The 4836-nt window shown below is 64.0% G+C and carries 2 protein-coding genes; both read right to left on the bottom strand.

The window, feature by feature from the left end:
* On the bottom strand, positions 1–1697 hold a 1697-nt coding region (gene pbpC / locus ACRXB1_RS30625; protein WP_449494179.1), incomplete at its 3' end, for a penicillin-binding protein 1C.
* Between the two features lie 3 nt (positions 1698–1700).
* On the bottom strand, positions 1701–4836 hold a 3136-nt coding region (locus ACRXB1_RS30620; protein ID WP_449494178.1), incomplete at its 5' end, for an alpha-2-macroglobulin family protein.

The raw sequence follows: 4836 nt of genomic DNA, 5'->3' as shown, positions 1-4836 counted from the left end.
TCGCCGGAGACGTCCCACATCGGCGCGCCGTCGGCGTTCCCGACCCACACGCCGACCGTATAGCGCGACGTATAACCGACCGCCCAGTTGTCGCGCATGTCCTTGCTCGTGCCGGTCTTGACGGCGCTGAAAAAGCGCGTGGCGAGCATGCTGTCGAAGCCGAACGTACGCGTGCGGGCGTTGTTGTCGGCAAGGATGTTGGTCACGATAAAGCTCGCCTGCGGGCTGAAGATACGTGTTCCGGGCACGGCGGCAGGATGCACCGCCACGTCGGACATCGAACCGGAGGTGCCCCCGTTCGCAAGCGTGCGATACGCGTTCGTGAGCGATGCAAGTGTCACGTCGGCGCTCCCCAAAGCGAGGCTGAAGCCGTAGTAATCGCCGGCCTGCGTGAGCGGCAATCCGAGCGAGACCAGCGTCTTCGCGAACTTGTGCGGCGTGACCATCACGAGCGTACGCACGGCCGGCACGTTCAGCGATGACCCGAGCGCCGTGCGCATGCTCACCCAGCCCTTGAAATCGTGATCGTAGTTTTGCGGAATATACAAGCCACCGCCGGTCGCGAGATCGAGCGGGGCGTCATCGAGCAAGGTGGCTGGCGTGAGACGTTTTTCATCGATGGCCTGTGCGTATAAAAACGGCTTGAGCGTCGAGCCGGCCTGACGCAATGCGACGACCGCATCGACCTCCGGCGCATTCGATAACCCGCCCGCCGAGCCCACCCACGCGAGGATCTCGCCGCTGCGGTTATCGATCACGATGGCCGCCCCGTCGTGAACATTGCGTTGATGCGCGCGCGCGTTGAGTTCGAGCAGGGTGCGCGCGAGCGAATCGCGGGCGAAGCGCTGCAGGCGGGTGTCGATGGTGGACTTGATGCGCGCGCCGGCTTGCGGATGGACTTCATTCGCGATACGACGCGCGAAATGCGGCGCGAGCGATTCTGAATCGAATGAACGCTGCGCCGCCGATGCCGTGCGCGTGAGCGTCAACTGCACGTAGCTGTCGAGATTCACGCACGGGTCCAAAGCCGGCGTCTTCGCCCGGTTCATGTCGCGCAGGATCCCGCACGCCCGCGCCGAGACCTTCGCGTAATTCGCATTCGGCGCTCGCACGAGCGCCGCGGTCACAGCGGCTTCGCGCTCGTTCAAGCCGGATGGCGACTTGCCGAAGAGCGTCTGGGATAACGCGGACAGCCCCACGATCTCGCCGCGAAACGGCACGAGATTGAGATACGCCTCCAGGATCTGGTCCTTGCGCCACGCGTGATCGAGCCACAATGCGCCGACTGTTTGCGTCGCTTTTTCGGTAACCGATCTTCTGCCCGGCCGGCGATCGTCATCGATCAAACCGGTCAGTTGCATCGTCACCGTCGACGCACCCCGCGTGCGCGTGTTCCACAAGTTCGCCCATGCCGCGGCCGCGGCGCCGCGCCAATCCACGCCGCTGTGCTCGTAAAAGCGCTTGTCCTCCGAGACCACGATCGCTTCGCGCAGCGCCGGCGATACATCCTGCAGCGCGACCCAGTCGCCGCGCCGTTCGGATGTATCGATGCGCGTGCGCTGCAGCGGCTCGCCATCGCGGCCAAGCAACACCCAGTCGGAACTGCGCCAGCCCGAGCGCACCTCGTCGAAGCTCGGCAGCGCGTAGGCCGAACTGGCGAGCATGCATCCGAGAAGGGCGAGGGCGGCGCGTTTCATGGTCTATTTTGCAGCGGCCGGTGATGAAGCAAGCGGCGCGACGACCACGGTCGCGTTTGGAACTGCACCGAACACGGACGGCGCGTACAGCGCTTCCACGCGCGTTGGCGGCAGCCCGAACGTGCCCGCGTTGTTCAGCCGGACCGTGTACTCGACCTGCAATTTGCCCTTCGGCAGATAGTCGTAATACGCGCGGTATCCATCGAAGCCACGTTCCACGAATGCCGGCCACGCGCCTTGCGCACTCTTTTCGCCTTCGGTGGCGGCTTCCGAGTCGCGGCCTAAGCCGGAGCCGAGGATCGTCGCGCCAGCCGGGACCGGATCGTTCACGACAACCCACGTCATGTCGCTTTGCGCTTCGATATCAAGATGCACGCGCACAATGTCACCGCGCGACAGCGTGCCTTTGACGGCGGGATCGATGGGCGTCACAGTCTTCGTGATCCGATACCCCGCCGCGAACGGCGCCTTCAACGCAACGGCCGCGAGACTTTCCAGGGTCGCCCATGGTTTGCCTGTTCCGTCCTGCGTGAGGGTCAGCGCGCCCTTGTCCCAGGGCAATGTCACGCTGTGCGAGCCCGGTGTGTTCCACGCGATCGCTTTATCCACGCTGCCTAACGCAATGTGCGTCTGCCCTGTCACCGGTGTGCTTTCAAACACACGCGAGAAACGTTCGACAGCAAGTTTGCCCCACAGATTCGAAGTCGTGGTGTCCCACGCGCCGTTCTTCTGCAACGCCAGCAATCCGCCGATCAGCCTCGGCATTTCATCCTTCCAGGAAGGATTGTCGGCGAAAAGCAGCGCCATGCGCGCCGCGTTCGTTTCCGGGCCGGTCATGAGCCAGTAGAGGTCGTCGTCGGCCGCGGTCGAGAACGTCAGGCGCGTACCCGAATACGTCATGCGGGCGCGCAGGATCTGATCGATTTGCGCGCGCTGGTCGTCGCGCTGGGCAATGCCGTCCACGCGGGAAAGGATCGCGTAGTAGTCGAGCAGCGCGGACGTCGGCCACTGGTTCGGCGCGATGGCGATCGAGCCGAGCATGCGCGGCTCGGCGAGACCGTATCGCGACAACGCTTCGATGGCCGAGAGTTTCACGAAGTCGAGGTCCTGACGCGGCGACCAGAACTTGCGCTGGATCTTGCCTTCCACGAAGTTCGTCAATGCGCCCGCGAGCTTGTCGCGAAGGTCATCGGGCAGGGCGTAGCGGCGATCTGCCTTCGATGCTTCGTCGCTGACCGCAAGCAGATACGCCGACAACGTCGGACTGCCGTATGGGCGCGAATCATCGGACGGCGGGAAGTAGTTCGCGAGGCCGTCGCTGTCCAGATACGACGGCATGCGTGCAATCACCGTCTGCCATTGCGTGAGGTCGTTGAGACCCAGCGATCGCGATGTCTGTTGCTCGAGGCAGCTATACGGATAGCGCTCGAACCAGCGGCGCACGCCGGGCAGGCCATCGGCGAGTTTTGGCTGCAAGGTCACTGCAATGCCGCCGCGAATCTGCCCGTCGGCGGATGCCACTGCAGTCTCCGGAGGCGCGACCGGCAGCGTGAACGTGCCATCGACTTGCGTCATGGTTGCCTGCTGGACGGTCACGGGGATGGCCGGCACGACGCGTTGCGTGAGCTTGATCGCATCGGCGGCTTTCGGACCGCCTTGCTCGGCTGCGTTCACCTGCCAGTTCAACGCGCCCGTCGCCGCCATGCCAATGGCATCCGGCGTGTTGATCTCCCACGAGATTTCCTTCGATGAATCCGGCGCGAGTTCCACCGTTTGCGCCTTCAGATCGAGCGATGGCACGTTCGGCGTGACGACAACCTGCATGGTGCGCGCGGTCGTGTTGCGCAGCGTGAAGAGCGCGCGAAACTGGTCGCCCACGCGCACGAGCGGCGGCAAACCGGATATCAGTTGCAGGTCCTGCGTGCTGCGTATCGATGCGCTCCCGGTACCGAACTGCCCGGCGCCAACCGCCCCGATCGCAACGATACGGAAACTCGTCAACGCATCGTTCAAAGGCACGTCGACCGACGCTTCGCCGTTTGCATCGAGCGTCAGGCGCGGATTCCAGAGCAGGAGCGTATCGAAGAGTTCGCGTGTGGCGCTGTGTCCGCCGCCGCCGCCCGCCGGCACCGCCTTGCGTCCGAAGTGACGCCGTCCGATGATCTCCATTTGCGCCGTCGATGTCTCCACGCCATATGCGCGCCGTTGCAGCATGGCGTCGAGCACGTTCCAGCTTTGATTCGGCATGAGTTCGAGCAGGGCTTCATCGACAGCGGCGAGCGCGATCTGCGTGCCGGCCGGCGCAGGCTTGCCGTCCGGCAACGTCACGCGAACCTTCACATGCGCCTTCGAGCGCACGGCGTACGACTTTGCGTCGGGCGTCACCGTGACGCCCAGCTTGTGTACGGCCGTACCCACCTTGATCTCGCCGAGGCCGTACCGGAAAGCGGGCTTCGACAAATCGACGAGCGGCGTGGGCGCCTCATATTGCCGGCCTTCGTACCAGAACGCATGCGCCCAGTCGAGCGGCGCTTTCCAGCCCCAGGTGAAGAACGAATACCACGGCACTTCATGAATCCGGCCGCGAATCGCGAGCACGGAGACGTACACGTTCGGCGCCCACGTATCCTGGACTTTCAGTTCGATGGTCGGGTTCTTTCCGTCCAGTTCGACGACCTTCGTTTCCACGATCCCTTCACGTTCCACGGCCACGAGCGCGGTCGCAAAGCGGAACGGCATGCGCACTTGGAAGCGCGCGGTTTCGCCGGGTTCGTAGCTGGTCTTCTCGGGCAATACGTCGATACGATCCGTGTTCTCGCCGCCGAACCAGAGCTGGTCTTCCCGCGTGACCCAAACCGATGTCGTCGCGTTCGCGACACGTCCATCACCGTCCTTCGCAATCGCGATCAGGTCGACGTTGCCCGCTTCCTTGAGTTTTGCATCGCAGGAAAGCAGCCCGTGGTCATCGCTCTTGCCGCTGCACAGCGTGCCGAGGTCCTTGATTTCGGTGTGGTTGTCGTAGGCGTAAAAACCGCCGACCATGCGTTTGCGCGAACTCGTCATGGTGCGCGCAACGCCGCGTATTTCCAGCGCAACGCCGGCGCGCGGCTTGCCCTGCAAATCGACGGCGAGCGCCTGA

It is taken from the genome of Caballeronia sp. M23-90 (assembly GCF_053574605.1).
This window is presented reverse-complemented; position numbering and strand designations above follow the sequence as displayed.